Genomic DNA, 26,669 nt, shown 5'->3' with positions numbered 1-26,669 from the left:
AATAGTATTTCCATGACTGAAAATTCTTTACCACCAAGTAACTCCATCTACAACCTTTCCAAACAGGAAGAGAAAATTTCTAAGAATAAATTGCTCATAATCGCAGGAGCCTTATGTGTCGTACTCCTAGTCATTGCAGTGGCTTTATCTTTTTTTATGCCAAAGCAGGCTAAGGTAGAAGAACAATCTTCATCTACAAAACAATCACAAACACAGACGACAGGAGGGAATAAGCAAGACACTCCAGCCAAAAAAATGGCCCACCCTCTTCCTCAAGTAACTGTTGGGACATGGAAGATCTCTGCTCCAGCAGTGACTGTTCCAAGATCTCTACGAACATTTTCATTCCTAGAAAATTATTCACTCTCTGATTTCAAAAATATCTTGGCAGGACTGATTAAAGAACCGAAGATAGATGAGAACGCGGGTAGATTCAGCGCTAAAACCTCAACAGATATGCTGTATCTTCAAAAGCCAAGTGGTGCATTTGTCTATATATCCTCAGATGGCGTGGCTTTACCACAACAAGTTAAGCCCCAAACAGTCAAAAGTAGTGTTGAAACTTTTGTGCACAATATGTTTCATGAAAATACCCTAGTCATTACAAATGAGTACGATAAGACAAGTACTCCAGGAATCCATTATTACGAACTACATAGAAGTTGGGATTCAGTAAGCCTTCCAATTCTAAGTTTCTTTGGTCTCTTCAATACTCAAGAGGCCATTCCTTTTTCCAAACTTAAAATTGGAGTAGCGGTGGGCAATGTTAAGGACAAAAGAGTAATTAATACTTCGGACAAAACAGATGGCCTACGACGACCTAATGATTTCAGCACGGTTACAGTCGGAGTAAAGGAGGGTAAGGTAATTTCTGTAGCATCTAACGCTCGACGCATAAAAGCAGTCGAACAAATACCTACAATTTCCTATGACGAGGCAGTCACGCGTTTGAAGGCGAATCGATACGATAAGATCTATACGATCCCTGCAGGAGAGGGTGCTGTTGACTATGCGAAGTTGTATCCCAAAGACACCGCCAAGCTTTCACAGGTGGAGGTGACGGAGAGCATTTTGACTTACTTAGAGGAGATGCCAGGCACAGTCCAGACAAAACTCATTCCTTACTATGTATTTAGAGGTAGCGGTGTTCTAGCCTCAGGATACAGAGTGAAGGTTCTTGCTGCGGTCTCTGCTACAAAACAAGAGGTGCTCGGAGCTTCTACCTCACGATTATTAGCTCAATCTGAAGATGAAAATCCAGGAATTAACCTAGGCACCTTTACGCCAACGCCAACACCACCACCCCCAACACCGCTACCAACTCAGCCTCCGGTAGCTACCCCGCCACAGGTTGGACCTACAGCTGCAACGCTCGCACCTGATGTACCAGCAAATCAATCGCCATGTACTGGCGGTATAGACGTCAGCAATCAGACGATGCAGACCGACGCAAATGGAAATCAGTATTTTGTAAATACTGAGGATCTAGATTTGTATGTTATCCCTAAAACAACCGACATAACTCAACTTACAAACATATTGGAAACAGGCATAGATTACTCTAATGTTAAGGCGGGTGACCGTCCACAGTTAGACATAAACATAAGGCCCGACATTGGAACGCTGTTTGATGGTGGTTTACCGGCTGGTTGTCCAATCCGCGTTACTGGACCTTCTCCAACCCTTTTCATATATTCCTCTACCACAAGGTCTATATCCATAAGTCCAAACTTCTCACTTACATATGCCGATCCGTTTATCAAGAACGATAACTGGGATGTCTCTGTTAACTCTAGTAATAGACTCTTGGTGAACGGCGTTTCTCGTCCATATATTTACTACGAATACCAACCAGTTACTTTTAATAAACCAAAATTAGGTTGGACTGTAAAAAAGATGAGATAGGAAATTTCTCAAAGCAGATTGGTAAAAGCTTGCTCTGACAGAACTCGAGACCCAAAGAGTAGCGAGCGAGATCGGTAACAGTGCAAAAGATGTTCGGTACTCAACACTTTTCATAGGCCTGATTCCACAGCAGGAACTTAATTCCAAGTTGCCAATCAGCACAACACAACAACCGCAGGCATTTCATCGAGTTCACTTCTATCTCACAGGTGTCACTGGAACAGAACCAGTCTCTTCCCCAAGTCTGAAGCCTCTTGAACGGTTTCCATATATGTTCCTTGAGATAGGGGCAGTGTCAGGTCTCCAGCATTGACTCCTTATACGAAGATAGACTAATGCGTACCAATAGTATTTCCATTTAGAATATTGTTTTTGTTTTACTTAGTTCTTTGAGTTGACCGATCAACTCTTGAACTGAGTATTTTGAAGTGTTTATATCTTTTTCAACAAACATTCGCATCCCCTCGATTATTCTACGCGTGAGAATTGCCTGATGTTTTCTTAACTTCATAATCTTAATGCTATTTTCTTTGAAGGTAGAGGAAACAATCGTAATCGATGCAAAGAATAGATCGGTGTTAATAAATACATTAGATATACTTTTTATATCGACGCTATGAACTTGGGAGGATAATAATTGGCGGTGGATAATGGTTACACGCGTCTCCTCAACATTAATGGTGCTTGGAAAAAAATCCCATGGAAACATTGATGAGGCGCTTGCGATTATACGGTTAGATTGAGCAAGCATATCATCAAGCTTATGCTCATCAGTCTCCTTTTTTTTAGATTGGCTTTTGACAGCATCTTCTCTTCCGCTTTCCTGTATAAGTTGTTCTTCTGCTTGATTATCGAAGTTCTTCTGATAATTTCCTTCACTGACAAAATCTTTATTCTTCAACGTTTTCGTGTCATTTGCATGAGAGAAAATTCTAGCCATGTAGCCTAAGTATACTCTGTTGAAAAATACCAACAGACCTATCAACCGTAAGTTATCTGGATTTCTTTTTGCTTTCCTTCTTTATCGTCTTCCAGTGGTAAAGATAGACTGGAGCACCTACGGCGATCATGGCAAGCGATGTCGAGAGCTGTCTCTTTCGTTGATCTGTCTGTTCTTTTTCATTTCTCTTTTTAACCTCCTCAAGTGACAATACGGGTTTTCCATCGACTGCAGGTGTTTCTGGATAGTAGGAATACTCCGAGACTTTAAAGACATAGCTCTTGAGTCCAAGATCGACGAGTTGAACGCTTCCAATAATAGTGGTCATAAGACCAACGAATGCGAATAGGTAAAGGTAGAGAAGTCGTATTCCAAATTTCATACCAATAGTATATATCAAAATAGGTCATCTGCTCGGGATTATTCAATTAACATGCTATAATGAACTCAATGGGAAACTTTGACAGAGGAAATAGAGGCGGCGGAGGCGGTAGATCATTTGGAGGATCACGATCTGGCGGCGGACGTTCATTTGGCGGAGGTTCACGAGACTTTAGTAATCGAGGAGATCGAGAGATGCATCATGCCGTATGTAGTAACTGCGGAAAAGACTGCGAAGTGCCATTCAAGCCAACAGGAAGTAAGCCTGTTTTGTGTAGCGATTGTTTTGCAAAAAACCGTGACTCAGAGCCACGACGATTTAGTGATCGTGGAGATCGCGCACCAAGACATGATTTTGCACCACGAGAAGGTGGAAGCTCACAGGCTAACAACAAGCAACTAGATGTAATTAGTGCGAAACTTGATCAAGTTCTAGCTTTGCTTAATGGTGCACCAAAAGGAAAAGCACCTAGACCAGTCGAAGAGTCTATAAAGTCCGTAAAGTCAAAAAAACCCATGGAAGTAAAAGCTCCTAAGACTGAAGCTGTTCCTGTAGTCGCAGAATCAAATCTAGACGTATCAGACATTCTTGAAACTCATGAAGTTGATCCAAATAACTCTACCGAGTCTCCATCAAAAGAAGAGTAATCCTTAAAAACTGCTAGAATAACCTCATTGTCTATGAGTCTTTAACATGTATTACTTTTATATTCTTCGATGCTCTGATAACTCTCTTTATTCGGGCATTACTAACAACTTAGACAAGCGTCTTAAGGAGCATAACTCGATAGGCACAAGAGGTGCGAAATATACTCGAGCAAAAAAACCGGTAACTCTGGTCTACTCAGAAAAGCATATAAGTAAAAGCTCCGCACTTAAACGAGAGGCCGGGGTCAAGAAATGGACCAAATTGCAGAAAGAAAAACTTATAGTCAGCGGTTGACATAACATCATTCGGACGATAGTAATGTGAGGTACATTGTAACTTTTGTTATACTGACTTCATGATAGTGCAAGATAAAGTAGCCATCGTTACAGGTGCATCCTCCGGCATCGGCGAAGCAACCGCTAAGATTCTTACTGAACATGGTGCGAAGGTTGTTCTTGCCGCGCGTTCAAAAGACAAGCTCGAGGCTCTTTCGGGAACACTAAAGGACTCCTACACTGTCCCGACGGATGTAAAAAACATAGATGCGCTTAAAAATTTGGTGAAACTAACGATAGAACATTACGGGCGTTTAGATATCGTAGTTAACAATGCGGGGCTGGGTTACGACATCGAGGTTGAAAAGATCGACCCCAAGTTATACACAGAACTTTTTCAAATAAATGTACTAGGACCATTAGTCTTGATGCAGGAGGCAATCCCCCACATGAGGAAAAACGGAGAAGGAGCAATTGTAAATGTGAGTTCCGGAACTTCTTTAATGAACATTCCCAATCTTGCCGCTTACTCTTCACTGAAGAAAGCGCTTAACGGTCTTTCAAGTACGGCACGTGTAGAGCTGGAGAAGGATGGAATTAAGGTAAGCATCGTTTATCCATATATAACCAACACATACTTTGGAAAAAATGTAATGAGCGGCCCACGTACCGAGTCGCATCAAGATATGGATGATGTACTACCCGAAGGAGATCCTCCAGTGTTGGTGGCTGAAAAAATTCTTGAGATTATTGAGTCAGGTGAGGAGGAAATCTTAGCACATGATTGGATGCGGGATATAAAATAATATGGAGGTATAATTACTTCATGGGAGCAAGCTTTAGAAGAGAACTCATCCTTGGTATTTTAAGTGCTATTTTATTTACGGTATTTATAGTTGTTCATACTATTCAATATCAAAATAGAAAAGTAGGTTTACTTGTTCCTACCGCACCTTCTATCGCTAATCAGACTCCAACTGTGTCAGGTAGACCAACGCAAGCAACTCAACGGCTCACATCCGATCTCGTTGCAAAGCATAACAATGCTACTGACTGCTGGATCATTGTCCAGAACAAAGTGTACTCAGCCAGCTCCTATCTTAATCAACATCCAGGAGGGGCTGATAGAATAATTCCTTACTGTGGTCAAGAAGCAACTCAAGCGTTCACCACAATGGGTGGGCGAGGAAGTCATTCGCAGAATGCGTACGACATTCTGGGCTCCTACTATATAGGAGAGTTGAATGGTGCGGCCACGCAACAGCAGAAAACTACAGTAGTAAGCCCGGTACAGAAAGCTCCGGTGAGAAGTGGAGGAAGCGGAAGGAGTGACGAAGATGACTAAACTATATTTACTTTCTAAAACAATTCATCGTATATTTTTATATCTAACTTCATATATGCTCATTTTTATGAGCGTAACAGGAATTATGCTTAAGTACTCATTTTTTAGAGACTGGAGATTTTTAGATTTAGGGTTAATGAGGTATCTACATAATGAGTCAAGTATTTATTTTGTAGTATCACTTGGCATCATGATGTTGACCGGGATCATGATGTATCTGTTCCCTCTCATAAGAAGAAAACCAAGCTCAAAGCCTATCACAACAACACCTCAAACAATCAATGATTCTTAGGAGATGCTTGAATTATATGAATAAATCTTTTAGACTGTTTGTATGGAATTAACTACTAATAATAAACTTCTTAATCTTTCTGGTAAAACAGCGATAGTTACCGGGGCAGTTGGCATTGGTTACGGAATTTCGTACAGACTCGCTGAGGCAGGAGCAAAAGTCCTCATTGCCAGTAGATCCGCAGAGCAGGTTAAAGCAACGGTCGATGCTCTTACCGAAAAAGGATTCACGGTAAAAGGTTCTGTCGTGGATGTTTCTAAAGAGGATGATGTAAAGCGAATGGTTCAGGAGGCGGTATCCGATTTTGGTTCGGTTGATATTCTGGTAAACAATGCTGGAATCTATCCATCTATTCCGGTACATAAGATGACACTTCAGGATTTTGAGTCTGTACTTTCGGTAAATCTTAAGGGAGTATTTCTCTGTACTAAGTATGTATCTGAGCAGATGATTGCTCAAGGAAGAGGAGGGAAGATTATTAACGTTACATCTATCGACGCACTTCATCCTTCGTCTATCGGGCTCGCGCACTACGACGCGTCGAAACATGGAGTATGGGGTTTCACAAAAAACGTCGCACTCGAATTAGCAGTGCATAAGATCTGGGTAAATGCAATAGCTCCTGGAGGAATAGTAACACCAGGTGTTCAAAAGTTGCAGCAAGCATCTCCTGTACCTCAGGGCGTGGATATGACAAAAATGATGGAATCATTTATGGCAAAAATTCCAATGCACCGTATGGGAGAGCCAGATGAAATTGGCAAGGTTGCGTTGTTTCTTGCATCGGACATGTCCTCATATATGACCGGTACTCAGGTTGTGGTTGATGGAGGCGTTCTTCTTTCGTAAAAAATCACCCTTACTGATGGAGTTGATAGTCCTTCGACTGAAAGTCTTTACCCGTTACTGAGCTGATGGAAAGTGCGAAGCAGTCATTGCATCCATTAATCCAGCTACTCTGGTAAAAAATTTCGGTCTTATGTGCGGAGAAGATTTCGTTTTTACAGAAAGGACAGATAATTTTTGCTTTTGTTTTTTCCTTAGCTTTAAATAACATCTGTAAACTAAGTATACGCCTATTTTGAGTTAAATCCCGCGATTTTGACAATAACAAGATTATTTGCTTGAGGAAGCTCTTCGACTCTCTACTCGACGTTGAGTTAAGGTGAGATACTGCTTGCGAAGTCTTAGTGCTTTTGGCGTTACCTCAAGAAGTTCGTCGTCTCCAATAATGTCAAGATACTGCTCAAGACTCAACTCTATTGGGGGCTCAAGAATTACCTTCACTCCTTCTCCTGAAGAACGATTATTTGAAAGTTGCTTTGCTTTGCAGACATTAACCTCAATATCTTTGTCTTGATTTGCAAGTCCGACTACCATTCCCTCGTAGACCTTTACCTGTGGTCCGTAGAACATTGATCCACGTTCCTGAGCAAATCCAAGACCATAGGCCATTGTTTCTCCAGATTGAGTTGAGATAAGTGCGCCATTTCGCACATTTTCCATATATGTTCCAATTGGTTCATAACCGAGAAGATATGTATTCAAAACTGCAGTACCACGTGTTGCGGTAAGTAACTTACTTCTTACTCCAATAAGATTTCTACTCGATATCTTATATATGAGACGCATATTTGTGTCTCCAACGGTATGCATATTTATTAACTTTCCTTTTCGTTTACCAATCTCATCTGTCACTGCTCCCATGTAGTCTTTTTGCACATCAACAGTTAACTCTTCATAGGGCTCACACTTTTTTCCTTCGAATTCCTTAAAAATAACCTGTGGTTTTGAAACCTGAAGTTCAAAACCTTCACGTTTCATTGTTTCGATCAAAACCGCAAGATGAAGTTCTCCTCGTCCACTTATAATGTATGAGCTGGAAGCTGGGTCAAGCTCAAACTTAAGCCCGAGGTTTGTCTCAAGTTCCTTAAGAAGTCGATCCTTAATCTGTCGAGTTGTAACATATGTTCCCTCCCGTCCAGCAAAGGGACTCGTGTTGGGACCAATCTTAATTTTGATGGTTGGCTCTTCTACCTTAATCGGAGGTAACCATTCCGGAGTTGAGGGATCCGTGACGGTTTGACCAATGGTTAACTCAGGAATTCCTGCCAGTGCGGCAATGTCTCCAGCCCTCAGCTCTTCGACCTCCTGTCTTTGAAGTCCGAAACTAGTGAAAAGTTTAGTTGCATTATAAGTTCCAAGAATCCCGGTCTCATCGACAAGTGAGACCTTCATTCCTTTTTTTAGTACTCCTCGCATGATTTTTCCAATGCAGATTCGACCTACATATGAGTCGTGATCGAGTGTAGAGATAAGCATTTGAAATGGTTTATCTTCATCGATGGCCACATTAGCCACCTCTTCAACTATTAGATCAAGAAGCGGGGTAAGATCTCCGGGCATATTGGCGTCATAGTGTTCTGGAAGTTCTTTAAACGCTTTTCCATCTCTACCAACTCCATACATTGTGGTGAAGTTAAGAATGTCTGCGTCCTCTGCGAGCTCAAGAAATAGGGACTCAACCTCATGCAATACCTCTACAGGTCGGGCATCCTTCTTGTCAATTTTATTGATGAATAAAATAATTTTGAGTTTGGACTCAAGTGCTTTTTTTAGTACAAATCGCGTCTGTGGGAGAGGGCCTTCCGCAGCATCAACGAGAAGAAGGGCTGCGCTCGCCATGTTCAAAATGCGTTCAACCTCGCTTCCAAAGTCTGCATGACCCGGAGTATCGATGATGTTAATTTTCTCGTCTTTGTAGTGAATACTAGTATTTTTAGCAAGAATTGTGATGCCTTTTTCACGCTCAAGATCGTTTGAGTCCATTAGAAGTTCCTGACCCATCTCGCGCTGATTTTCTCTAAATGTGTGTGACTGTTTTAGTATCGCATCAACGAGGGTTGTCTTACCGTGATCCACGTGAGCAATAATAGCGATGTTTCTGATGTTCATCCTTCGGTTCACTTCGTTCACTCAGGACAAGTTACGCACTGAGGAAAAAACTTATATGAAGCTAATCTATTATATCAAAAAAACTCAGGATTTATCCTTGACTTGAGAGGGGAATTCTTTGTACAGTTTTTTTAATTTTGGATCAATGACTATGGAACAGTAAGGTTGATAAGAATTTTTATTAAAATAATCCCTATGTGAAGAGTCGGCAAGGTAAAAGGTCTGTAGTGGCTCCAAAGTTGTAACTATTTTACGACCATGGTAGAGATTTGAAGTGTTTAGATCCCGAATTTTATTCTCAAATATTTTTTTGTCCTCCCCACTTTCATAGAAAATGGCAGAGCGGTACTGAGTACCCGAGTCATTTCCCTGTCGATTCAAGGTAGTTGGATCGTGAAGATGAAAAAATACATCTAGTAGACTGTCCTGTGTGATTGTGTCAGGATCGTAGGTGACTTTGATTGACTCAGCATGTCCGGTTTTCCCGGAGCAAACCTCATCATACGTAGGCTCAGCGATGTTACCACCAGTATATCCAGACTCGACCGATACGACTCCTTTGAGACGTTGAAACACTGCTTCGGTACACCAAAAACATCCACCGGCAAGAACGAGTGTTTTCATTTTCTAAAGTTAAGAGCACATGAATTAATGCAGTAACGGTTACCCGTTTTGTCCGCTGGACCATCTTTAAAGAGATGTCCCAGATGCCCTCCGCAATTTTTACATATTACCTCTATCCTATGCATACCATGATCATAATCTTCCTTGAGCTCCACAGAGTCGCTATGTGCCACGTCATAAAAACTTGGCCAACCACTTCCGGAATCAAATTTAGTATCTGAGCTAAAGAGCTCTGTACTACAAGCTGCACAAACATATGTTCCCTTATCCTTCATGTGAAGATACCGACCTGAGAAGGGAGCTTCTGTATCTTTTTCCCTTAGAACTCGATACTGTTCAGGAGTGAGCTTTTTTTCCCAGTCTATGGCAGTTTTTGGCATCTAAATATTATACATTGCTTGCGTTTATAGATTTTGCTACTATCTAACTAGATTTATGACAAATCGTAGAGGAGGTGAAGAATTATTATGAAATGGTTACACATGGTTTCTTTTCTCCTTATGGTCGTAGGTGCAGTTACCTGGGGGACGGTGGCTCTATTCCAGTTCAACGTAGTTGATATGGTCTTTGGCGTTGGTTCACAGTTGGGAATGGTTGTTTATGTCCTAGTCGGAGTTTCTGGTTTGTATCAGATGGCAACGCACAAGGGCGACTGCAAGGTTTGTTCAAAGTAAGAGAACGGAACATTGAGGGAATTGTTGTTTATTGCAGATCATTAGTTTGATATACTTTTTTTGTTATGAAAGGATTTCTTGAGTTCATTCGTGAAAAAGGAGTAGTAGGACTTGCGGTAGGTTTTATCTTGGGAGGCTCGATCTCCAAGTTGGTAACTTCACTAGTAAATGACGTGGTGAATCCCTTAATAGGTCTTCTACTCGGTTTCACAAAAGGCCTGCAAGGAGCAACATTTAAAGTGGGCTCGGCTTCTATTATGTGGGGTCATTTCATCTCGACTCTTATCGATTTTGTTATAGTCGCTTTTGTTGTATATTTTGGTGTAAAAATTCTACGCTTAGATCGATTAGAGAAGCGTAAATAATAATGGATCCCGTTCTACCATCTCATCTTTCCCAACATCACTGTGTGCCGTGTGAAGGCGGCCTAGATCCACTTACTCGAAAAGAATTTGCTCCGTACCTTGAGATTGTGAAAGAATGGGAGGTCTCATCAGATGAAAAAGAGATTGTACGAGAATTCAAACTCAAAGACTTTAAAACGGCTCTCGAATTCATAAATAAAATTGGGGAGATTGCAGAAGCTGAGGGACACCATCCAGACATCAATCTTCATAGATGGAATAACGTGAAGATTTCGCTTTCAACGCATGCTATTAAAGGACTATCAGTCAATGACTTTGTTGTTGCTTCAAAATCGACTTAATTCCTCTGCCCACACAGTGATCTTTTTTTCATTTTCTTCTTCGTTAAAATAAAACCGATCGACCTTAAGAGGCGGTACAACCGCATCACCGCCAAACTCTCTTACCATCTTCTCCAGATGATCGGCCGATTTACAAAATGTATTGTGATAGAGATTTGAATCTCCCAATGCGTAAATAGCAAACCTCTTCCCTTTCCAGCAGTCCGGTTGTAACTTTTCTTTGAGTGCATGAAATCCACTATTCATTTGACCTTCCTCTTTCTGTTCGAACCAAGAATTTGAGCCAAAAATAGTGAAGTCGTAGTCTGAGATCTCCTTTTGATCGAGGTCGTGAACACTTTTGATCGTTACTTCATGGTCCGTTTTGAGAACTTCCTCAACAATAGTTGCCGCTATACGTGTTCCACCTGAATATGTTGCATATACTACCAAAACCTTCATTTGATATGAGTATATCAGGGTACTATCCTCCTTCGCAAAGCCATTAGTCCCAACTTCTTTCAAGTTAAGAATTTATTGCTTTGCTATGGCGGGATTTCACCAAATGTTTATTAATTTACACTATCTTTCTATAATTTGGTTTATAATCAGTTCAATCCACCGTCGTCCCGATATGATCGGGATTTCGGCGGGACAAAGTATGAGTATTGAGGAGATAGCAAATAAGCTCGTTGCTGCTGGTAAAGGTATCTTGGCAGCCGATGAAAGCACCTCAACAATTGCGAAAAGATTTTATAAGGCAGGTATAGAGAATACCGAGGAAAATAGAAGACTGTATCGCGAGTTGCTATTTACCACTAAGGGTGTTGAAAACTTCATTAGTGGAGTCATATTGTTTGATGAAACTATCCGCCAGTCTTCAGCTGATGGGACTCCCTTTCCAAAACTCTTATCATCTAAAGGAATTGCGCCGGGTATTAAGGTCGATCAAGGCGTTGTTCCGTTTGGTGATAAAGATGAAACTATAACCAAAGGACTTGAGGGTCTTGAGGATAGACTGGCCGAGTATGCGTCACTAGGTGCGCAGTTTACGAAATGGCGAGGAGTCATTACGATAGGTTCCGATATCCCAACTGAAGAATGCATTCGTGAAAACGCAAAGGCTCTTGCTAAATTTGCCATTAAGACTCAAGAAGCGGGAATGGTTCCCATAGTTGAACCAGAGGTTCTCATGGACGGCGCTCACACCATAGACCGATGTCTTCAGGTCACTACAGAAACGCTTACAACTGTGTTTGAGGAGCTTAAGAGAGCTGGGGTGAATTTGAGAGGAATGCTACTCAAGCCAAATATGATAATTTCAGGATCGGAGAACCATACACCGTCGACTATAGAACTGATTTCCCAGATGACCATTGAGTGTTTTAAAAAAACGGTTCCAACTGAAGTTCCTGGAATTGTATTTTTATCCGGTGGTCAGAGCGATGAGCAGGCAGCGTTCAACCTTAACGAAATGAACAAAATCAACAATCTTCCATGGCAGTTGAGTTTTTCATTTGGTCGAGGTCTTCAGCAGGCAGCGCTTAAGGCACTCGATGGAAAGATTGAGGACGAGGTCTATCGCGAGGCTGCGAAACAAGCTTTTTATCATAGCTCTCAACAATGTAGCCTTGCACGATCCGGTAAGTTATAATACTGCGATGGCTGCTAATAATATTCCTACCGCGCTCGTTGTTTTTGGCGCTACCGGCGACCTGATGACGAAGAAAATTACTCCTGCCCTTTATAACTTATTCACGAAAAATAAACTTCCTAAGCTCTTCCGTGTAATCGGATATGCGCGTCGTCCACTTACCGATGAACAGTTTCGCGAGCACGTCTCTCAGATACTCAGAACAAATAAACATATTAAGAAAAATCAGAAGGAACTCGACTCATTCCTCAAACGTTTTGTGTATAAGCAAGGACAATTCGAAGTATTGAAAGATTATGAATCCCTCGCAGAGGATCTCGGGCGCGTAGATCAAGAGTGGAAGGTCTGCTCCAATAAGTTATTTTATACCGCTGTACCTCCAGAATACTATCAAGGAATATTTCAAAATCTCCATAATTCGGGATTAACAATTCCCTGCGGACCGGATGAAGGTTGGACGAGAGTACTCGTAGAAAAACCGTTTGGGAAGGATGCGACCACTGCCGAGAAGTTGGATATGAAGTTGGCACAGCTTTTTAAGGAGGAACAGATCTATCGAATCGATCACTATCTCGCAAAAGAAATGCTTCAGAATATTCTCAGTTTCCGTTTTTCAAACAATCTTTTCGAACAAAGCTGGAGCAATAAGTATATTGAAAAAATATCGATCAAACTTCTTGAGAAAATAGGCGTGGAAAAACGGGGTCTTTTTTATGATGGTGTTGGTGCGCTTCGTGACGTAGGCCAAAATCACCTCCTACAGATGTTGGCACTGGTGACTATGGAGCACCCGACCAGTTTTAGCTCGGAGAAGATTCGGGAGAAGAGAAACGAGCTCCTAAAGTGCTTGATACCACCATCACTGAGGGAGATAAAAAAGCAGACGGTACGAGCTCAGTATGCTGGGTACCAGTACATTTCTGGAGTGAAGAAAAGTTCTCAAACAGAGACCTTTTTTAGAATACGTGGATATCTTGATTCACCGCGATGGCAGGGAGTTCCGATAGTGATGACCGGCGGAAAGCGACTAAAAAATCAGATTAAAAACATAACTATTACCTTTAAGCATTCTTCACAATGTCTTTGTCCCGTAGGGAAAAAACATATTAAAGATAAAATAATTTTTTCACTTGAGCCGGAAGAAAAGATTGAACTGCATTTCTTAGCAAAAAAACCAGGACTGGAGATGGAGATTGAAAAGCGTAAATTCGAGTTCACCTACAGAAAGCGTGAGCGTTCAGGGCAGTACGTTGAAGAGTACGAAAAGCTTCTCCTTGACAGTATCGAGGGAAATCAGATTCTCTTTTTGAGTACTGATGAGGTCAAATCTATGTGGAAATACATTGACCCAATCGCCCGTGCATGGGAAAAAAATATTGTACCGTTGGAAAAGTATATAGCCGACTCTGACGACATGATTAAGCAGCTTAAGATTCGATACGAAGCATCTGCGACCGAGGAGACTAGAGCAGAGCATCTGAAGCAAAAAGAGATTGGCGTAATTGGGTTAGGGAAAATGGGAGGAAATGTAGCTCGAAATCTCCTTGGAAAAAAGTGGCGAGTTGTTGGGTGGAATCGTACCTATTCAGTGAGTGAAGGCATTAAGAAAGATGGAATGGTAGCCGTTCAATCAATTGAAGAACTTGTAAAGAAGTTGCCACTTACTCCACGAGTTATCTGGCTCATGCTTCCGGCAGGTCAGGTGATAGACGACACACTTAAGATTTTGGTGAAGTTACTAAAAAAAGGAGATTTGGTAATTGATGCGGCAAACTCAAACTACAAGGATACGATTCGCCGTAGTGTCTATACGAATAAACATGGAATTAATTTTGTCGACGTTGGATTCTCCGGAGGACCGGGTGGAGCTTTATTAGGTGGGTGTTTGATGGTAGGAGGGACGAAAGCTCTTTTTGAGCAAAACACAACATTGTATAACGATCTCGCAATTGCGTCAGGAGTGATGTTTTTCGAGGGAGTAGGGGCTGGTCATTTTACCAAGATGGTCCATAACGGAATTGAATACGGTATGATGCAAGCATTGGCTGAAGGTTTTAATGTAATTCATGACGGTCCATATAAAATAGATCTTAAAAAAGCTGCTCAGATTTATAATCATGGGAGTGTTATCGAGTCCCGTCTTACAAACTGGCTCGAGTCGGCGTATCGAATGTACGGAAGCGATCTAACTGAGCTCTCCGGCTCAACAGGGTCTGGTGGTGGTGGAGCGGGTGAAAGAATTAAGGGAGAGGCGGACTGGACTGTAGATGTAGCAAAGGAACTTAAGATTCCGGCAGTTGTTATCGAGGAGTCTGTAAGTGCGCGCATCAAAAGTGTGAAGAGTCCTAACTATCAGGCTAAGGTGATTAACGCACTTCGAAATCAATTCGGCGGCCACAAGGCTAAATAGTGGAGCACGATTTCCAAAGACCTCTATTTTTTTCTCTTGCTTCCTGTTGAGCTTCGCGGAATTGGTCGGCCTTTGCAACGTCTGGTGGGAAGGTTGTGGCAAAGGCAAAACCATTTCGGACCAAATAGTCATTAACTAAAATTCCAGATGGAGAAGCGGGGGTACTTACGTAAACATATCTTAATAACCGCTTATATTTGTCGACTTCAGAAATATCTTTAACAAGTTTCACAGTCTTACCTTCGACCAACTTTTTATTTATTTGATAGGCATCTTCACCGTAGCACTGAACCGGCTTTGTTGGGTGTTTCGTTTCTGGAGTGTCGATTCCTATGTATCGAAGGCGTTCTCCATTCTCAAGTTCAATAGTATCTCCATCGACTACTCGTTTTACCTTTACAGTGTCCATTCGAATATTCGATTGGACCTTTAGGTTAGGAGTTGGCGATTGAGGGAATAGCTGGTTGTTTATTCGTTCGGGTAGGATGGGACGCAAGAATACCAAAAGTGAAAAAATAGCGGTTGAGATCAGGATTCCTTTGAGTCTCCGGGTAGTCATAGATGGTATAATATCTTACCAATATCTTCTGCGCAATATTCAGTGGTTGGCTTGAGTTCTCAGTTTCGCGCTGCAAGAGTTGAGTTTTTCGGGGTGTAGTTCAGATGGCTAGAACGTTCGCTTTGGGAGCGAGAGGTCGCAGGTTCGAGTCCTGTCACCCCGACATAGTTATAATTCTTTTAGTCTATGACAGAAATTCAAGAACAAGAAACAGCGCAGCCAGAAACACTTCTTTCAGCAGAACAAACCTTAACCTCGGCAAAACAACTTATGTCCGAAACTGCCGCCGTCGTCGCAAAACGTCAAGGCTTGAGAGTGTCCCATTTTTCAATGGATGAGCTGATTGATGTTGCTACCTTTACGACCTTCGATGGAGAGCCGGTGTGTGAAATAACTAATGTAATAGGAAGGGACGGGTCAAAAACGGTCCGAAGAATTATTTACTTTGACCGAGGTAAAAGAAGTTTTGAACTTGGTTACAGAGATGAAAAAGTTACAGACCCCTTATCTGGTTCTCTAAAGAAGGAAACTCGTGGAGTAATTCGATTTGGTAACGGTACTCCAAACACAGTCGAGGCACTGAATTCAGTTACAGAAAAACTTTCAAGACTACAAAAAATCTACGCATGAACTACAAAGGAGTAATAATAGAAGAGAGTTTGGGAGATAAGAAAATTCTTAAGAAGGTAAAGATTTTACATACGAAGGTTGAAAAAATCACGCTGCATCACAAAACACCTTGGGTTGTACAGTGGACTCTTCATACTGTGGAAATTCCTAAGAAAAAAGCAGAAGGATTAGCGGAACTATTTTGCCAGTCATTTGATCCAACACATCCACAATGGTATATCGATTACAAAAATGACCACTATCACTTTATCATCTTTAACGGTCAGGTCTTCAAGGTCGATCTCTCAAAGCCCGAGCAGTATAAGGACGCTAGAGACTACGGAATCTCAATCGGAATTCCGGAGCATCAACTAGATTTTGCTCCATCGACAAATCAATAAATCTACTTTGCTATACTTTCTTTCATGGCTTTGATTTATATCACTGGAATGGTAGGTACAGGGAAGTCCACGGTTAGTGAGGAGCTAAATAAACGAGGGTACGAATCTCACGATGCGGACGAGGAGGGCTTTAACTATTGGTTTAATAGAAAAACTAACAACATCGCTAAAAATCTTTCTAAATATAAAGTTCATACACCTTCGTTCCACAAAAAATATGAATGGTTGATGATTCGCTCTAAAGTTGAAGAGTTGCATAAGCACGCTCAGGATAAAATTATTTTTCTGTGTGGCGTTACTGGTAATGAAAACGATATGAGTGATTTATTTGCTCGGGAAATCGAATTGATCATTGATGAAAACACTCTTAGACACAGACTGTCTACCAGAATCTCAAATGATTTTGGAAAGTCTCCATTTGAATTGGAGCTTGTACTGGGATGGTATAAATCACTTACGCCAAGAACGCTGACGATTGATGCCTCTCAGTCTCTTGATAAAGTCGTTGACGAGATATTGAAAATAGCCAATTCTTAAACCTTCTCAATTCTGGTAGTGTACGACCTCGTAGGTCGTACGGCCTGGCTAGTTTGATATACTTTCTGCATGACTATGGATATTGTTGAGATTGTTACTCCGCAGAAATTCGTCCTGAACGGATTATGGTTGGGTCCGTCAAATCCAAAGCGCATCTTTATTAATGTTCATGGTTTGACCTCGACTTTATTCTCCGGGGACAAACTCTATCCGTTGGTCGATGAAGTAACCTCAGTTCTAACGTTCAATAACAGAGGCCATGATGTGGTCTCACGGATTAAAAAAATTAACCCATTAAACCCAAAAGGCTACGATAGCATAGTCGCGGGTACGGCCCACGAAATCTTTGAGGACTGTGTTGATGATCTTGAGGGAGCTGTGGAGTTTTGCCATAAGCGAGGAGTTAATGAAGTATATTTGGTAGGTCATTCAACTGGTTGTCAGAAATCAGTATTCTATCTTTCAAAAACAACAAATAAACAAAAAGTTTCTGGTACTGTTTTACTGTGTCCACTTAGCGACTATGCTGCAGTTCAATTAATCACAGATAAAGGTCTATACCAAAAAGCATTAGCCTATGCTCGCAAGCAAGTAGAAGAGGGAAGACCTAAAGCGCTTCTATCTGAAAAATACTGGCCAAGTGAATTAATCGATGCTCAGCGATTCTTAAGTTTATATACCCCAGAGAGCTCAGAGGAAATATTTACCTACTCTCATAATAAAAAGCCAATCACCTTTCAGTCAGTTGAAACTCCAATGCTTATCGTTTTAGCCGGCTCTGACGAGTATGCGGATAGATCTGGCAATAAACTAAGAGAGTGGTTCGATCTAAACAATCGATCCAAGAAATATGGAAGCATTGTTATTGAAAATGCTCTACACAATCTTAAAGAATATGAGGTAACAGTGTGTAATGAAATTAATAAATGGACAGAAAAATGAAAAAGGTAGTATTTATTCTCATAATTGCATTTATTGCCGTTGGTTTTTACTTTCAAAAATTTTTTACAAAATTTAATCTTCCAGCAGAGACGCAGAATGTGACCATCGACGGTAAAGTCTATAAGCTTCTAGTTGCAGATAACGAGATTGAACATACGAACGGACTCATGAATGTGAGAAAGTTGTCGGACGCTGATGGAATGGTTTTTCTATTCGATAAACCTAAAATTCAGATATTCTGGAATCAGAACACTCTTGTAGATCTTGACGTGTACTGGATGAATGGGAATGCAGTTGTAGGACATGACTACTTGCCATCCATCGAAAAAACCAAATCTACTGTAATCATTCAGTCCTCAACTCCTGTAGATAAAGTAGTAGAGATAATAAGAAAATAATTTGAAAATTAATCAGTCTGATTTAGGGCTTCAAGACCGGGGAGGGTTCCTTTCTCGATAAACTCGAGCATTGCTCCACCTCCTGTGGAGATATGGGTGATGTTGTCAAGATATTCTTTTTTTGAAATTGCGGCAAGCGTATCACCACCACCCACAATAGAGACCGCATCTTCGGTGTGAGCAACAGTGTAGTAGATAAAGTCTGTGCCACGTCGATACTGAGGATTTTCGAAGTAGCCGACAGGACCATTCCAAATAATGGTTTTGGCACTGTTTATTAGCGATCCCCATCTAGCCTGGGTTTCCGGACCAATATCAAGGATATTGTCCTCTCGAGTAATTTGGTCATTGCTTTTCACTACGCCACCCTGCGTGGTATTTGTTGGGTCTCCAACAACCGAGTCGGACGGAAGAACGATCTCTGCATTTCTTCTCTTTGCCTCGTAGAGAAGTCGTCGGGCATTTTCTTTTTCGTCGTACTCAAAAATACTTTTTCCAACTTCTATGTTTTGACTTGCTAGAAATGTGTTGGCTATCCCACCACCTACCAATACGTGGTCCGCAATGTTTAGGAGCTTTCCTATGAGATTAATCTTGGTAGAAATTTTTGATCCCCCGAGTACGACAACAACTGGTTTTCTTGGCTCGTCGATTATTCTAGAGATTGTCTCAACCTCCTTTTTGAGTAGGAGTCCTCCATAGCTGGGAATAAATTGAGGAACTCCTACAACTGAAGCCTCTGTGCGATGAGCCATAGCAAAACAATCATTAACATACACGTCAGCAAGCAGTGCGAGTTTTTTTGCAAATTCTGGGTCGTTCTGTTTTTCCTCTTTATAAAATCTAATGTTTTCAAGTACCAAAATTTCTTTTGAGATTTGACTCTTGATTATTGATGGGTCGGTTGTGAGAAAGTCATCGATCAATGTAATGGTATTATCTGGGAGATAGGTTTTTAGTCTTTCTACAACTATCTTGAGCGAGTGTTTAGGGTCACGATCTCGTCCGTGCGGTCTGTTAAGTTTGGCAACGCAGATTATTCTATTGTTATTTTTAAGTAGGTATTGAATCGTGGGAATGTTTTGTTGAATTCGAAGGTCGTTCGCAATGGTTGCGTCTTCATTGAGAGAAACGTCAAAGTCAGCCCTTAATAAAACGGTTTTGTTCTTTATTTCAACTGCATCGATATAAGTAATTGGCATAGTTCTTAGTTCTTAATTTTTATTTTTTAGTGAAATGTTAAATAAGAAATAAGAAATTAGAAATAAAAATTAGACGAAGTGGCTAAGGCGATCGACGAGGTCGATTAGTCGACTCGTATATCCCCACTCATTGTCGTACCATCCAAAAACCTTTACCAGATTTCCATCGATGACCTTAGTATAGTTAGAGTCGAAGATGCAAGAGTGAGTGTTCCCGATGTAGTCCGATGAGACGAGCGTTTCTGTCTGATATTGCAGAATTCCTTTCATCGATGTTTGTGAAGCGATTTTAAATGCATTATTTACTTCCTCAGGAGTTGTTGTTTTGTTTACCAGAACGCTCACATCACACAAGGAGACAACGGGAACAGGAACTCGAATAGAGGAGACATCAATCTTTCCCTTCAGTGATGGAATAGTTTTAGCGACGGCCTTTGCCGCACCTGATGTTGAAGGAATGATGTTCTGAAATGCTGCACGCGATCGATCAAAGGATTTGCCCGTGTCATCTAGAAGGCTTTGAGTAAGAGTAGCCGCGTGGATCGTTGTAAGTTCTCCCTTCAGAATTGTAAAAGAATCGTTCAGAACCTTGAAGAGAGGTGATGCACAGTTGGTGGTGCATGAACAGTTTGAGATCACATGCTGGTTCTTAAAGTTGATGCCATCATCATTTACTCCGAGTACAACATGAGGAGTAGTATCATCTTTTGATGGAGCGGTTAGAATAACTTTTTTTACAGATCCTCTCAGATGCTTTGATAGCTCCTCCTCCTTCATGAAAGCGCCGGTCGCGTCTACTACCACATCGACATTATATTTTTCCCAAGGGATTGACTCGATCTCAGCGTTGCGGACAGTTTCGATTGTTTTGTTTTCAATAACAAGAGAGTCGCTCTGTACCTCGACTTTCTTATGAAAGTTTCTGTATACGGTGTCATATTGGAGAAGATACGCCATCATTGCGGTTTCTGTCTTCCTGGTATTGATTACCGCTACATCAAACCGATCCTCTGTGAGCGCGATGCGTGTGAAGGCCCGACCAATTCTTCCAAATCCATTTAGACCGACACGTATTCGTTTCATAGAATTAGTATGGAGTATTTAGCATCAAGTATCAAGCCTTGCTCATCTTTGAAATGAAAGATACTTTTCGACTTCCTTCTTACTGCCGATTACAATCGGAGCTCTTTGATGAAATTCTAGGGGGACAATATCAAGTGGGTTTTTATTATTTGAGATTGCCATTCCTCCAGCCTGTTCGACTATAAAAGAAAACGGGTTCACCTCATACATAAGTCTGAGTTTGCCGTTAGGCATTTTTTTATCTGCGGGGTGAAGAAAGATACCTCCTTTAATCAAAATGCGATGAAGATCTGCCACCATTGATCCTACATATCGCTGTTGGTATGGTTTTTCTTCCTTTTTGATCGCGTCAAGATATTTCCTGACATAGTCGTCTACGAGATTATATTTCCCTTCATTGAATGAGTACTCTTTACTTTCTTCAGGTATTTTCAAATTGGGATGTGACAGGAGAAAACTTCCGATTGCCGGATCAAGAGTAAAACCATTAACCCCATTTCCACTTGTGTATACAAGCATAACACTCGATCCGTAAAGCACATATCCTGCTGCTACCTGTTGTTTCCCCTGCTGAAGAGTTCCTTTGTCATGATGATAAATCGAAAATATCGTTCCAATGCTCACATTTACATCAATGTTCGAGGAGCCATCAAGTGGATCCATAAACACCGAGTACTCAGCTTTTGGATAGCTGGTTTCAATGGATTTTTCTAGTTCCTCAGAGCCGATAAGAGCAACCTGTTGACTGTTGGAGAGCATCTCAACGAGCAAGGTATTACTGTACTCATCAAGTTTTTGAGTCTCTTCATCGTAACTATTAGTTTTTCCGCTTTTGCCAATAATATCTGCAAGTCCTGAGCGTTTCACATGTGACGCAATGATTTTAGTTGCTTCTGCAATTTGATTTAGAAGGAGGGTGAGTCGTCCTGTTGCATTGGGGACGCGGTGTTCTTCCTGAAGCACAAACTCTGTGAGAGTAGTTATTTTATTCATAGGACATTGTCATTCCCAACTTGACTTTCTTGCCGGCAGGTTGGGAATCCATGGATCCCCGCATTCGCGAGGATGACTTATGAACTTATTATATAATAACTCGATGAACGACTGTATTTTCTGCAAAATCGTGAAAGGAGAACTACCTTCGTATAAACTGTTTGAGGACGAACTTTTTTTTGGGTTCCTCGACATCTTTCCAAGAACCAGAGGTCATGCACTTGTAATTCCCAAAAATCATCATCGCTGGGTCTATGATGTGCCAGAGTTTGAGGAATATTGGAACTCGGTGAACAAGTTGACAAAAGCTCTTCAGAAGGCGCTAAATCCATATTTCGTATCCTATGTAACACATGGACTTGAGGTGCCCCATGCCCATATTCATGTACTTCCTCGATACGAAGATGAGACGATGTTCGTTCCGGACACAAAGAAATTTTCTCAGGAGCAGATGGAGGAAACAGCGCAGAAAATTAAGAAGTTTGTATAACGTATAACTTATGAAAGACCTACATCCTGTATACAAACTTCTACTTAGGATTCCAAAAGGAAAGGTGACAACTTACGGAGCGATAGGAAAACAATTAGGTCTCAACCCGAGACATGTGGGGCGAATTCTGCATCTAAACAAAGGAGCACCTAAAATTCCCTGCCACCGCGTTATTAAATCCGATGGATCGATTGCATCTGGCTTTGCGTTTGGTGGGCCAGATAAGCAACGAAAAATACTTGAGAGTGAATCTGTGAAGTTTGTTAAAAATAAAGTCGACTTAAAAAAGTATGGACTCAAGAGCTGAAGATCCGCAGATTGGCGAGGATGAAAAAGACATTGAATTAGTTAAAGATCACATAAGAAAACTCATTGCTACAGGATTTCTTGAGCTAAGCACTGAACAAGGAAGCTTTATTCTGACAGCCAGAAATGTAAAAATTCCTAACAGAGCAGATGAGTATAAAACTGCTCAAGAATCGTTTAAGAATAATGATTGGGAAAGTGTGAACGAAATACTAATAATCGATCTCTTTGAGCGCGTCGTTGAGGATGGTAAGGACGTCTTCAGAGCCGTAGGATGGCATGACTACAGAATCTCACGAAAGAGTGATGGGGTAGTTGCCAATGGCAACAGAGGATCGCGTTTATTTGAACTTAGGTCTTTCGAGCCGAAGGTCGTTGACGAAGGACTTATGATGCAGCGTATACCTTTTCAAGAAATAGATAAATCGCCACACCTATATGGAATTCAAGTCGAGAATGAGCATCAAAAAAAAGGCTTTGGAAAATTACTCACTGCAGTGACAATTGGTTCGCTCAAACAGTTAGGTGTTCAGACGCTTGACTTCAGTGGGAAACAGTCGTCTGAGTATAGTCCAATTTTACAGGAGCTAGGTTTTTACCCATTCAACCATCTCCACGAAGACCACCCTATATACGATAATCCTAGACAGCCTATTACTGACTTTAAAGATGGTAAAATAGCGAAAATGGTTAAGCCGTTTCTTCGCACTTAAGATTTGGACCAAGGGTGGCAGCTAAGAATTCGTTTAAAACCCATCCATAAACCCTTCGTTGCCCCGTATTTCTTAATAGCTCCATAAGTAAAGTAAGAACAGGTTGGACTGTACCGACAATAACTTGGAAAAGGAAGTGATTGATAAACTCTAATGAGAAATAAAAGGATCGATTTCATAATCTGGTCTAAAAAAAATTTGGAATGTTGTAGGTTTTGAAACTTTGTTTTTAGGTTAACCGGTAAACTAGTTAGCAAGTTAACTTATTAGCTATACTTACAACCTTATAGCCTTCCAAACCTCACAACCAGCATCTGTTACAATAGTAACATGAAAATTACTGTTCTGACGCTCTTCCCAAAGATGATCGAAGGCTTTTTTGAAGAGAGTATCGTAAAACGTGCTCAGGAGAAAGGCGTGGTTGAGATTGAGGTTGTGAACTTTAGAGATTTCGCAACAGACTCCCATAAGAGCGTAGATGACAAGCCGTATGGAGGAGGAGCGGGGATGGTCCTGCGAGTCGACGTATTAAGTCTAGCGCTGAAGTCAGTAGCCAGTGGTCAAAAGTCAGAAAAAATGGTATTAACCTCGGCTAAGGGAGAACCGTTTAATCAGAAAAAAGCGCAGGAGTTTTCGAAACTTGATCATCTGATTTTAGTAGCTGGTCACTATGAAGCGGTTGACGAGAGAATTATGACCGAGGTCGATGAGGAAATTTCGGTTGGCGACTTTGTGATGACTGGAGGAGAGATTGCTGTGTCCGCAGTTGTTGACGCGGTAGTTCGACTGCTCCCTGGGGCTTTGAAAAAAGAGGAAGCGACGGTAATTGAATCATTTCAAATTTATCCACTAAGTCATTTAATTGAAATAATAGGAGAGAATTCTACATTGAAAAAAATAGCGGACAGAGGAGTAAAAGAGGTTCGACTACTTGAGTATCCACATTACACACGACCTGAAGTGTTCGAGGGGCAAACTGTTCCGAAAGTTTTGATGAACGGCAATCATGCGGATATTGAGAAATGGCGTCTCCAAAAATCATTTGAAGAAACTCTCAAAAAGCGTCCCGACCTTCTTGGTATCTAACATTGACAGTAGGTATAGTTTCTTGCTAGACTAGTGGGCATATGAACAAAGTATATCTTGCTCTTCTTGTGGTAGTGGTTGTTGGTTCCGGTGCATATTTTTATCTTGGTATGCAGAAATCATCTGCAACGGATACGGAAATGGCAGTACCTGAGGAGAAGAAAGAGTCTCCAACGGAGGCGATGAAAGAAAATGAAGATACAAAGAGCTCGAAAACATTTGAAGTCTCTGCAGCAAATTTCTCCTACGACGTAAAAGAAATTAAGGTGAAGCAGGGCGATAAGGTAAAGATTGTGTTTACTAATAAGGAAGGTTTTCATGATTGGGTAATCGATGAGTTTAGCGCGAGAACGAAGCAGTTAGCAGCCGACAAGTCAGAGACTATCGAGTTCGTCGCAAATAAAAAAGGAACGTTTGAGTACTACTGTAGCGTTGGTTCGCATCGTGCAATGGGGATGAAGGGAAGCCTCGTAGTCGAATAATTTCTAATTTCTAATTTCTAAGAAACACACATGGTCGCTGTAGCAAAAACTTTTTCTCCAACTCTTTCTCAGATGAAGTGAATCTCTGCAAAGACTATTGAAGAGCACCTTAAGCTCTATCAGGGCTACGTGACGAAGTACAATGAGATTCAGGAAAAACTGAAGGCTCTTACGGAAGAAGATTACACAAAAGCTAATCAAGTATTTTCAACAGTGCGTTCGCTAAAAGTTGATCTTTCTTTCGCATGGGGTGGAATCATAAATCATGAGATTTACTTTGGTCACCTTGGTGGTAAAGGAGGAGCACCTAAAGACGATCTAGCTGCTCAGATTAAAAAAGATTTCGGATCGTTCGAAAAGTATAAGTTAGATCTGAAGGCGACAGGCATTGCTGCTCGCGGATGGGTCTGGACTGCGTGGAATCACGTCGAAGAGAGACTCTTTAACTACCTCGGAGATGCGCAAAACACATATCCCGTTTGGGGTGCTACTCCAATCCTCGCACTTGACACGTATGAGCATGCTTACTTTATAGACTATGGCGTCAATAGAGCGCAGTATATCGAGTCTTTTTTCGAAAATCTAAACTGGGATATTGTCTCAGAGGGGTTTGACGCAATCGCCTCACAAGGACATGACTGTCAGGGGAATTGTGGCGACTGTCAGTGTAAATAACTCACTATGATTTTATCCGTAAGGGGAGTCTCTAAATCCTTTAGCACAAAAGTAGTTCTTCACTCACTGTCTTTTACCGTCAAACGTGGCGAGATCATTGGTTTTCTCGGACTTAATGGGGCGGGCAAAACGACTACGATGAGACTAATTACCGGATATCTCAAAACTCACACAGGTGCAATTGCGCTTTGTGGACTTGATCCGGTCTACCAGCGTAAAGCTGTATCACAGATTACCGGGTATCTGCCGGAAAACAATCCACTGTATGGAGATATGAAGGTTCGTGAGTATCTAGAATATGTAGCGAATGTGAAAAAAGTAAAAGACTACGATTTGTTAATTAGAACTGTCGGAGTTAAAGATGTGCTAAGCGCCAAGATAGAAACACTTTCAAGAGGATTTAAACAGAGAGTGGGATTGGTTGCTGCAATGATGGGAGAGCCAGATCTTCTCATACTTGACGAGCCAACATCCGGACTTGATCCGATTGAGCAAGACAAAATACGAGATGTGATTCAAAAATTTTCTAAAAAAAATTCTGTCATTTTTTCGACTCACATATTATCTGAGGTTGAGGACATTGCCACTAGAATTATTATTCTCCACAAAGGAAAGATTGTGTTTGATGGTAAAAAACCTCGAGGGAAAGGTGCGGTAGAGAAGTTATTTAAAAAACTCGTGAAAAACTAATCAAATATGAAGCATATATTTCTAAAAGAGCTTAGACATTACTTCTTTAACCCATTTGGATATATTCTCGTTGTATTGGCTACCTTAATAGCTAACGCATTATTTATTCGCGACATCTACTCAGTAGGGCTTATCTCGATGAAACCTTTTTTCCTAACGATGTACTGGGTTATGGTTCTACTCATCCCAGCGTTATGTATGAGAAGTTTTGCAGAGGAGAGAAAGGCAGGAACTCTAGAAACCTTACTTACATTACCCTTTGGAGAAAAGGAGATTGCTGTTGGTAAATTACTTGCGGTACTTAGTTTGATAGGCGCGACATTTCTTCTGAGTTTAGTTCTGCCTGTTTCCTTCGCCTTTATTTCAGGACTATACCTTCCGGAGGTGTTCGTGGGATACCTCGGACTCATTCTAGTTGCAGGGATGTTTAGCACGCTATCTCTCTATGTGTCATTGAAGACCTCAAATCAAGTTCTTGCCTTTTTTATTTCGTCCACAATTCTCTTTTGTCTTTCTATATTTTCAGCAGATATACTAGCGTCGTTTATTCCTCGGGTTGTGTCAGAGCTCATCACTCCTCTTCTCCCACTAGCAAATCTTGAAAATTTCACCAAGGGAATTGTAGATCTTAGATCTATGTTCTATTTTATCTCTTTCACAGCGGTATTCATGTACGCAGTTATTAAGCAGTTAGAGCACAGGGACTAATATGCG

The 26,669-nt window shown here is 41.2% G+C and carries 37 protein-coding genes and 1 tRNA gene; 26 read left to right on the top strand and 12 right to left on the bottom strand.

What is annotated here, in order from left to right:
• The first annotated feature begins 12 nt into the window (after nt 1-12).
• Entirely contained in the window at nt 13-1,905 is a 1,893-nt protein-coding gene (locus tag IPH70_04995; protein QQR63827.1) for a hypothetical protein, read from the top strand.
• 358 nt (nt 1,906-2,263) lie between these two features.
• Here the strand turns inward: IPH70_04995 and IPH70_04990 are convergent, their stop codons facing one another.
• Together IPH70_04990 and IPH70_04985 are read right to left on the bottom strand one after the other, a co-directional pair.
• On the bottom strand, nt 2,264-2,845 hold the full coding sequence (locus tag IPH70_04990) for a hypothetical protein (protein ID QQR63826.1): 582 nt from the start codon (nt 2,843-2,845) through the stop codon (nt 2,264-2,266).
• A gap of 52 nt (nt 2,846-2,897) precedes the next feature.
• On the bottom strand, nt 2,898-3,227 hold the full coding sequence (locus tag IPH70_04985) for a hypothetical protein (protein QQR63825.1): 330 nt from the start codon (nt 3,225-3,227) through the stop codon (nt 2,898-2,900).
• A gap of 59 nt (nt 3,228-3,286) precedes the next feature.
• Between IPH70_04985 and IPH70_04980 the strand changes: the two genes are divergently transcribed.
• From IPH70_04980 to IPH70_04955, 6 genes are all read left to right on the top strand, one after another.
• Nucleotides 3,287-3,874: a hypothetical protein gene (locus IPH70_04980; GenBank protein ID QQR63824.1), complete on the top strand. Its 588-nt coding sequence runs from the start codon at nt 3,287-3,289 to the stop codon at nt 3,872-3,874.
• Nucleotides 3,875-3,920: 46 nt separating this feature from the next.
• Nucleotides 3,921-4,169 (top strand): GIY-YIG nuclease family protein, encoded by a 249-nt coding sequence (locus tag IPH70_04975; protein QQR63823.1) that lies wholly within the window; start codon nt 3,921-3,923, stop codon nt 4,167-4,169.
• Nucleotides 4,170-4,230: 61 nt separating this feature from the next.
• Complete coding sequence (locus tag IPH70_04970) at nt 4,231-4,956, top strand: SDR family oxidoreductase (protein ID QQR63822.1); 726 nt, start codon at nt 4,231-4,233, stop codon at nt 4,954-4,956.
• Nucleotides 4,957-4,976: 20 nt separating this feature from the next.
• On the top strand, nt 4,977-5,495 hold the full coding sequence (locus IPH70_04965) for a hypothetical protein (protein ID QQR63821.1): 519 nt from the start codon (nt 4,977-4,979) through the stop codon (nt 5,493-5,495).
• Nucleotides 5,488-5,787 (top strand): hypothetical protein, encoded by a 300-nt coding sequence (locus tag IPH70_04960; GenBank protein QQR63820.1) that lies wholly within the window; start codon nt 5,488-5,490, stop codon nt 5,785-5,787. Before IPH70_04965 ends, IPH70_04960 begins: the two co-directional genes overlap by 8 nt.
• 42 nt (nt 5,788-5,829) lie before the next feature.
• The gene (locus IPH70_04955; protein QQR63819.1) at nt 5,830-6,636 is read left to right on the top strand and encodes an SDR family oxidoreductase; all 807 of its coding nucleotides are present in this window, start codon (nt 5,830-5,832) and stop codon (nt 6,634-6,636) included.
• 10 nt (nt 6,637-6,646) lie between these two features.
• Here IPH70_04955 and IPH70_04950 read toward each other — a convergent pair whose 3' ends face one another.
• The 4 genes from IPH70_04950 to msrB form a co-directional block, all read right to left on the bottom strand.
• On the bottom strand, nt 6,647-6,844 hold the full coding sequence (locus tag IPH70_04950) for a hypothetical protein (GenBank protein QQR63818.1): 198 nt from the start codon (nt 6,842-6,844) through the stop codon (nt 6,647-6,649).
• A 59-nt stretch (nt 6,845-6,903) separates the two neighbouring features.
• Entirely contained in the window at nt 6,904-8,742 is a 1,839-nt protein-coding gene (gene typA, locus IPH70_04945; protein ID QQR63817.1) for a translational GTPase TypA, read from the bottom strand.
• Between the two features lie 84 nt (nt 8,743-8,826).
• Complete coding sequence (msrA, locus tag IPH70_04940; protein QQR63816.1) at nt 8,827-9,366, bottom strand: peptide-methionine (S)-S-oxide reductase MsrA; 540 nt, start codon at nt 9,364-9,366, stop codon at nt 8,827-8,829.
• On the bottom strand, nt 9,363-9,746 hold the full coding sequence (gene msrB / locus IPH70_04935; GenBank protein QQR63815.1) for a peptide-methionine (R)-S-oxide reductase MsrB: 384 nt from the start codon (nt 9,744-9,746) through the stop codon (nt 9,363-9,365). The genes msrA and msrB overlap by 4 nt, the downstream gene beginning before the upstream one ends.
• Nucleotides 9,747-9,833: 87 nt before the next feature.
• Between msrB and IPH70_04930 the strand changes: the two genes are divergently transcribed.
• From IPH70_04930 to IPH70_04920, 3 genes are all read left to right on the top strand, one after another.
• Nucleotides 9,834-10,040 (top strand): DUF378 domain-containing protein, encoded by a 207-nt coding sequence (locus IPH70_04930; protein ID QQR63814.1) that lies wholly within the window; start codon nt 9,834-9,836, stop codon nt 10,038-10,040.
• Nucleotides 10,041-10,105: 65 nt separating this feature from the next.
• Entirely contained in the window at nt 10,106-10,405 is a 300-nt protein-coding gene (locus IPH70_04925; GenBank protein QQR63813.1) for an MscL family protein, read from the top strand.
• Between the two features lie 2 nt (nt 10,406-10,407).
• Nucleotides 10,408-10,746: a 4a-hydroxytetrahydrobiopterin dehydratase gene (locus tag IPH70_04920; protein ID QQR63812.1), complete on the top strand. Its 339-nt coding sequence runs from the start codon at nt 10,408-10,410 to the stop codon at nt 10,744-10,746.
• Here the strand turns inward: IPH70_04920 and IPH70_04915 are convergent.
• Complete coding sequence (locus tag IPH70_04915) at nt 10,732-11,187, bottom strand: flavodoxin family protein (GenBank protein ID QQR63811.1); 456 nt, start codon at nt 11,185-11,187, stop codon at nt 10,732-10,734. The genes IPH70_04920 and IPH70_04915 overlap by 15 nt on opposite strands.
• Before the next feature lie 199 nt (nt 11,188-11,386).
• Here IPH70_04915 and IPH70_04910 point away from each other — a divergent pair, with 199 nt between their 5' ends.
• Together IPH70_04910 and zwf are read left to right on the top strand one after the other, a co-directional pair.
• Nucleotides 11,387-12,379 carry a fructose-bisphosphate aldolase class I gene (locus IPH70_04910; GenBank protein ID QQR63810.1) on the top strand — a complete coding sequence of 331 codons (993 nt, stop codon included), beginning with the start codon at nt 11,387-11,389 and terminating at the stop codon, nt 12,377-12,379.
• Between the two features lie 7 nt (nt 12,380-12,386).
• Entirely contained in the window at nt 12,387-14,789 is a 2,403-nt protein-coding gene (zwf, locus tag IPH70_04905; protein QQR63809.1) for a glucose-6-phosphate dehydrogenase, read from the top strand.
• On the opposite strand, the gene IPH70_04900 is transcribed toward zwf, so the two are convergent.
• A complete protein-coding gene (locus IPH70_04900; GenBank protein QQR63808.1) occupies nt 14,782-15,348 on the bottom strand; it encodes a thermonuclease family protein in 567 nt (188 codons plus the stop codon). The genes zwf and IPH70_04900 overlap by 8 nt on opposite strands.
• Before the next feature lie 89 nt (nt 15,349-15,437).
• Here IPH70_04900 and IPH70_04895 point away from each other — a divergent pair.
• The 6 genes from IPH70_04895 to IPH70_04870 all read left to right on the top strand — a co-directional run bounded on the left by IPH70_04895 (nt 15,438) and on the right by IPH70_04870 (nt 18,235).
• Nucleotides 15,438-15,511, top strand: a tRNA-Pro gene (locus IPH70_04895).
• A 23-nt stretch (nt 15,512-15,534) separates the two neighbouring features.
• Nucleotides 15,535-15,978, top strand: a complete 444-nt coding sequence (locus IPH70_04890) for a hypothetical protein (protein QQR63807.1) — start codon at nt 15,535-15,537, stop codon at nt 15,976-15,978.
• Nucleotides 15,975-16,358: a hypothetical protein gene (locus tag IPH70_04885; GenBank protein ID QQR63806.1), complete on the top strand. Its 384-nt coding sequence runs from the start codon at nt 15,975-15,977 to the stop codon at nt 16,356-16,358. Before IPH70_04890 ends, IPH70_04885 begins: the two co-directional genes overlap by 4 nt.
• A gap of 24 nt (nt 16,359-16,382) precedes the next feature.
• The gene (locus IPH70_04880) at nt 16,383-16,895 is read left to right on the top strand and encodes an AAA family ATPase (GenBank protein QQR63805.1); all 513 of its coding nucleotides are present in this window, start codon (nt 16,383-16,385) and stop codon (nt 16,893-16,895) included.
• A 69-nt stretch (nt 16,896-16,964) separates the two neighbouring features.
• Complete coding sequence (locus tag IPH70_04875) at nt 16,965-17,837, top strand: alpha/beta fold hydrolase (GenBank protein ID QQR63804.1); 873 nt, start codon at nt 16,965-16,967, stop codon at nt 17,835-17,837.
• A complete protein-coding gene (locus IPH70_04870) occupies nt 17,822-18,235 on the top strand; it encodes a DUF192 domain-containing protein (GenBank protein QQR63803.1) in 414 nt (137 codons plus the stop codon). Before IPH70_04875 ends, IPH70_04870 begins: the two co-directional genes overlap by 16 nt.
• Nucleotides 18,236-18,243: 8 nt before the next feature.
• Here IPH70_04870 and IPH70_04865 read toward each other — a convergent pair whose 3' ends face one another.
• The 3 genes from IPH70_04865 to fbp all read right to left on the bottom strand — a co-directional run bounded on the left by IPH70_04865 (nt 18,244) and on the right by fbp (nt 21,513).
• Entirely contained in the window at nt 18,244-19,437 is a 1,194-nt protein-coding gene (locus IPH70_04865) for a phosphoglycerate kinase (protein QQR63802.1), read from the bottom strand.
• Nucleotides 19,438-19,506: 69 nt separating this feature from the next.
• Nucleotides 19,507-20,520, bottom strand: a complete 1,014-nt coding sequence (gene gap / locus IPH70_04860) for a type I glyceraldehyde-3-phosphate dehydrogenase (GenBank protein ID QQR63801.1) — start codon at nt 20,518-20,520, stop codon at nt 19,507-19,509.
• Nucleotides 20,521-20,562: 42 nt separating this feature from the next.
• Nucleotides 20,563-21,513 (bottom strand): class 1 fructose-bisphosphatase, encoded by a 951-nt coding sequence (gene fbp, locus IPH70_04855; GenBank protein ID QQR63800.1) that lies wholly within the window; start codon nt 21,511-21,513, stop codon nt 20,563-20,565.
• A 103-nt stretch (nt 21,514-21,616) separates the two neighbouring features.
• Between fbp and IPH70_04850 the strand changes: the two genes are divergently transcribed.
• From IPH70_04850 to IPH70_04840, 3 genes are read left to right on the top strand one after another with little or no spacing between them, the layout of a single operon-like run.
• Nucleotides 21,617-22,003 carry an HIT domain-containing protein gene (locus tag IPH70_04850; GenBank protein ID QQR63799.1) on the top strand — a complete coding sequence of 129 codons (387 nt, stop codon included), beginning with the start codon at nt 21,617-21,619 and terminating at the stop codon, nt 22,001-22,003.
• A gap of 10 nt (nt 22,004-22,013) precedes the next feature.
• Nucleotides 22,014-22,310, top strand: a complete 297-nt coding sequence (locus tag IPH70_04845; GenBank protein QQR63798.1) for an MGMT family protein — start codon at nt 22,014-22,016, stop codon at nt 22,308-22,310.
• On the top strand, nt 22,294-23,022 hold the full coding sequence (locus IPH70_04840; protein QQR63797.1) for a hypothetical protein: 729 nt from the start codon (nt 22,294-22,296) through the stop codon (nt 23,020-23,022). The genes IPH70_04845 and IPH70_04840 overlap by 17 nt, the downstream gene beginning before the upstream one ends.
• Here the strand turns inward: IPH70_04840 and IPH70_04835 are convergent.
• Entirely contained in the window at nt 23,019-23,201 is a 183-nt protein-coding gene (locus IPH70_04835; GenBank protein ID QQR63796.1) for a membrane protein insertion efficiency factor YidD, read from the bottom strand. The genes IPH70_04840 and IPH70_04835 overlap by 4 nt on opposite strands.
• Nucleotides 23,202-23,352: 151 nt before the next feature.
• Between IPH70_04835 and trmD the strand changes: the two genes are divergently transcribed.
• The 5 genes from trmD (at nt 23,353) to IPH70_04810 (ending at nt 26,663) form a co-directional block, all read left to right on the top strand.
• Nucleotides 23,353-24,108: a tRNA (guanosine(37)-N1)-methyltransferase TrmD gene (gene trmD, locus IPH70_04830; GenBank protein QQR63795.1), complete on the top strand. Its 756-nt coding sequence runs from the start codon at nt 23,353-23,355 to the stop codon at nt 24,106-24,108.
• Between the two features lie 41 nt (nt 24,109-24,149).
• Nucleotides 24,150-24,590 (top strand): cupredoxin domain-containing protein, encoded by a 441-nt coding sequence (locus IPH70_04825; protein ID QQR63794.1) that lies wholly within the window; start codon nt 24,150-24,152, stop codon nt 24,588-24,590.
• A 129-nt stretch (nt 24,591-24,719) separates the two neighbouring features.
• Nucleotides 24,720-25,265: a superoxide dismutase gene (locus IPH70_04820; protein QQR63793.1), complete on the top strand. Its 546-nt coding sequence runs from the start codon at nt 24,720-24,722 to the stop codon at nt 25,263-25,265.
• 6 nt (nt 25,266-25,271) lie between these two features.
• Nucleotides 25,272-25,955: an ABC transporter ATP-binding protein gene (locus IPH70_04815; GenBank protein QQR63792.1), complete on the top strand. Its 684-nt coding sequence runs from the start codon at nt 25,272-25,274 to the stop codon at nt 25,953-25,955.
• Nucleotides 25,956-25,961: 6 nt separating this feature from the next.
• Complete coding sequence (locus IPH70_04810) at nt 25,962-26,663, top strand: ABC transporter permease subunit (GenBank protein QQR63791.1); 702 nt, start codon at nt 25,962-25,964, stop codon at nt 26,661-26,663.
• The last annotated feature ends 6 nt before the right edge of the window (nt 26,664-26,669 follow it).

This window comes from Candidatus Roizmanbacteria bacterium, from assembly GCA_016699265.1.
GTDB lineage: Bacteria > Patescibacteriota > Microgenomatia > UBA1406 > GWC2-37-13 > CAZLQR01.
The sequence above is the reverse complement of the archived record's forward strand: the minus strand, read 5'-3'. Positions and strand labels throughout refer to the sequence as shown.

Coding starts and splice junctions, on each gene's coding strand:
- IPH70_04995 (QQR63827.1), top strand. CDS start 13: ATGACTGAAAATTCTTTACCACCAAGTAACTCCATCTACAACCTTTCC.
- IPH70_04990 (QQR63826.1), bottom strand. CDS start 2,845: ATGGCTAGAATTTTCTCTCATGCAAATGACACGAAAACGTTGAAGAAT.
- IPH70_04985 (QQR63825.1), bottom strand. CDS start 3,227: ATGAAATTTGGAATACGACTTCTCTACCTTTACCTATTCGCATTCGTT.
- IPH70_04980 (QQR63824.1), top strand. CDS start 3,287: ATGAACTCAATGGGAAACTTTGACAGAGGAAATAGAGGCGGCGGAGGC.
- IPH70_04975 (QQR63823.1), top strand. CDS start 3,921: ATGTATTACTTTTATATTCTTCGATGCTCTGATAACTCTCTTTATTCG.
- IPH70_04970 (QQR63822.1), top strand. CDS start 4,231: ATGATAGTGCAAGATAAAGTAGCCATCGTTACAGGTGCATCCTCCGGC.
- IPH70_04965 (QQR63821.1), top strand. CDS start 4,977: ATGGGAGCAAGCTTTAGAAGAGAACTCATCCTTGGTATTTTAAGTGCT.
- IPH70_04960 (QQR63820.1), top strand. CDS start 5,488: ATGACTAAACTATATTTACTTTCTAAAACAATTCATCGTATATTTTTA.
- IPH70_04955 (QQR63819.1), top strand. CDS start 5,830: ATGGAATTAACTACTAATAATAAACTTCTTAATCTTTCTGGTAAAACA.
- IPH70_04950 (QQR63818.1), bottom strand. CDS start 6,844: ATGTTATTTAAAGCTAAGGAAAAAACAAAAGCAAAAATTATCTGTCCT.
- typA (QQR63817.1), bottom strand. CDS start 8,742: ATGAACATCAGAAACATCGCTATTATTGCTCACGTGGATCACGGTAAG.
- msrA (QQR63816.1), bottom strand. CDS start 9,366: ATGAAAACACTCGTTCTTGCCGGTGGATGTTTTTGGTGTACCGAAGCA.
- msrB (QQR63815.1), bottom strand. CDS start 9,746: ATGCCAAAAACTGCCATAGACTGGGAAAAAAAGCTCACTCCTGAACAG.
- IPH70_04930 (QQR63814.1), top strand. CDS start 9,834: ATGAAATGGTTACACATGGTTTCTTTTCTCCTTATGGTCGTAGGTGCA.
- IPH70_04925 (QQR63813.1), top strand. CDS start 10,106: ATGAAAGGATTTCTTGAGTTCATTCGTGAAAAAGGAGTAGTAGGACTT.
- IPH70_04920 (QQR63812.1), top strand. CDS start 10,408: ATGGATCCCGTTCTACCATCTCATCTTTCCCAACATCACTGTGTGCCG.
- IPH70_04915 (QQR63811.1), bottom strand. CDS start 11,187: ATGAAGGTTTTGGTAGTATATGCAACATATTCAGGTGGAACACGTATA.
- IPH70_04910 (QQR63810.1), top strand. CDS start 11,387: ATGAGTATTGAGGAGATAGCAAATAAGCTCGTTGCTGCTGGTAAAGGT.
- zwf (QQR63809.1), top strand. CDS start 12,387: ATGGCTGCTAATAATATTCCTACCGCGCTCGTTGTTTTTGGCGCTACC.
- IPH70_04900 (QQR63808.1), bottom strand. CDS start 15,348: ATGACTACCCGGAGACTCAAAGGAATCCTGATCTCAACCGCTATTTTT.
- IPH70_04890 (QQR63807.1), top strand. CDS start 15,535: ATGACAGAAATTCAAGAACAAGAAACAGCGCAGCCAGAAACACTTCTT.
- IPH70_04885 (QQR63806.1), top strand. CDS start 15,975: ATGAACTACAAAGGAGTAATAATAGAAGAGAGTTTGGGAGATAAGAAA.
- IPH70_04880 (QQR63805.1), top strand. CDS start 16,383: ATGGCTTTGATTTATATCACTGGAATGGTAGGTACAGGGAAGTCCACG.
- IPH70_04875 (QQR63804.1), top strand. CDS start 16,965: ATGACTATGGATATTGTTGAGATTGTTACTCCGCAGAAATTCGTCCTG.
- IPH70_04870 (QQR63803.1), top strand. CDS start 17,822: ATGGACAGAAAAATGAAAAAGGTAGTATTTATTCTCATAATTGCATTT.
- IPH70_04865 (QQR63802.1), bottom strand. CDS start 19,437: ATGCCAATTACTTATATCGATGCAGTTGAAATAAAGAACAAAACCGTT.
- gap (QQR63801.1), bottom strand. CDS start 20,520: ATGAAACGAATACGTGTCGGTCTAAATGGATTTGGAAGAATTGGTCGG.
- fbp (QQR63800.1), bottom strand. CDS start 21,513: ATGAATAAAATAACTACTCTCACAGAGTTTGTGCTTCAGGAAGAACAC.
- IPH70_04850 (QQR63799.1), top strand. CDS start 21,617: ATGAACGACTGTATTTTCTGCAAAATCGTGAAAGGAGAACTACCTTCG.
- IPH70_04845 (QQR63798.1), top strand. CDS start 22,014: ATGAAAGACCTACATCCTGTATACAAACTTCTACTTAGGATTCCAAAA.
- IPH70_04840 (QQR63797.1), top strand. CDS start 22,294: ATGGACTCAAGAGCTGAAGATCCGCAGATTGGCGAGGATGAAAAAGAC.
- IPH70_04835 (QQR63796.1), bottom strand. CDS start 23,201: ATGAAATCGATCCTTTTATTTCTCATTAGAGTTTATCAATCACTTCCT.
- trmD (QQR63795.1), top strand. CDS start 23,353: ATGAAAATTACTGTTCTGACGCTCTTCCCAAAGATGATCGAAGGCTTT.
- IPH70_04825 (QQR63794.1), top strand. CDS start 24,150: ATGAACAAAGTATATCTTGCTCTTCTTGTGGTAGTGGTTGTTGGTTCC.
- IPH70_04815 (QQR63792.1), top strand. CDS start 25,272: ATGATTTTATCCGTAAGGGGAGTCTCTAAATCCTTTAGCACAAAAGTA.
- IPH70_04810 (QQR63791.1), top strand. CDS start 25,962: ATGAAGCATATATTTCTAAAAGAGCTTAGACATTACTTCTTTAACCCA.